This is a genomic window from Thermostichus sp. MS-CIW-23 (assembly GCF_054059455.1).
In genome coordinates this window covers 1-1,020 of sequence record NZ_JBSSCC010000086.1, presented here as the reverse complement: position 1 = coordinate 1,020, position 1,020 = coordinate 1, and the positions used below count along the sequence as shown (strand labels likewise).

The window sequence follows — 1,020 nt, the reverse complement described above, 5'->3', positions numbered from 1 at the left end:
TACAGCCTTTTAATTTAAAATAGGGTACAGGTATTCAAGAGGAAGGAGAGAAAGGAATGCCGACTCATTCTTTGGATTTGCGGCAAAGAGTTGTAGCAGCCTATCAGGCAGGTAACACCTCCATCCGCCAGGTAGCTAAACGCTTCATGGTGACCAAAAGAACAGTACACCGCTGGGTGCGTCAGTACCAACAAACTCAAGATTTAGCCCCTAAGAAAGCAGGCACCAAGCGAGTGGGCATTTTGGAACAACATCGGCAGGAAGTGATGGCAATTATTACAGAACACCCAGACTTCTACCTGTGGCAGTATCAAGAACTGTTGCGCGAGCGCTTAGGAATCAATGTAAGCATCGTCACGATACATAATTTCTTGAAAAAGCAAGGAATGACTCTAAAAAAAAGACCTACCGCAGTGCAAAAGTCAAAGAAGAGGAGGTGCAAAGGGAACGACTAGCTTATAGTCAAGAAGTCAGGAATATTCCAGCGGAGGATTTGATTGCCATCGACCAGACGGGAGTCTGGGAGGGAATGGAGCGGAGAGTATCTCGGAGTTTACGTGGTCAAAGGGCTTATCATTATCGTCAGAGATACAAGGGTGAAAAGTATACGGTTATTGGAGCTATTTCCTTGAGAGGTGTAGTTGGCTGTCGTGTCATCAAGGGTGGGATGAAGAAAGGAGATTTTTTGGAGTTTTTGAGAAGCGAGCTATGTCCGAAGCTAGATGCGAGGAAGGTTGTGATTATGGACAATTTAAATATCCACAAGAGTCGGGAAGTTGAGGAATTGATTAGGGGGACAGGAGCACGAATCCTATACCTGCCTGTGTATGCGCCGGAGTTGAATCCCATTGAGATGATGTGGTCGGTGTTGAAGCATTTTATTCGGCAGCTTTGCAGAATTGGGAAATATAGCATGGAGCAGATAGTGAAGACTTCTTTACTACTGATCAATCCATCCTCCTTCCGAAGTTGGTTTGCTAAGTGCTGCTATTGTACCCCTTGAGCCCTTAACAGGCTGTA

At 45.4% G+C, this 1,020-nt stretch carries 1 protein-coding gene; it reads left to right on the top strand.

The window, feature by feature from the left end; translation table 11 throughout:
* Positions 1–56 precede the first annotated feature (56 nt).
* Positions 57–1,003, top strand: a protein-coding gene (locus ACVW0B_RS14335; RefSeq protein WP_148203181.1) for an IS630-like element ISSoc15 family transposase whose coding sequence is annotated in 2 segments (ribosomal slippage) — positions 57–393 and positions 393–1,003 — 948 coding nt in all. Because the reading frame shifts where the segments join, the coding sequence is not laid out codon by codon here.
* Positions 1,004–1,020: the final 17 nt, after the last annotated feature.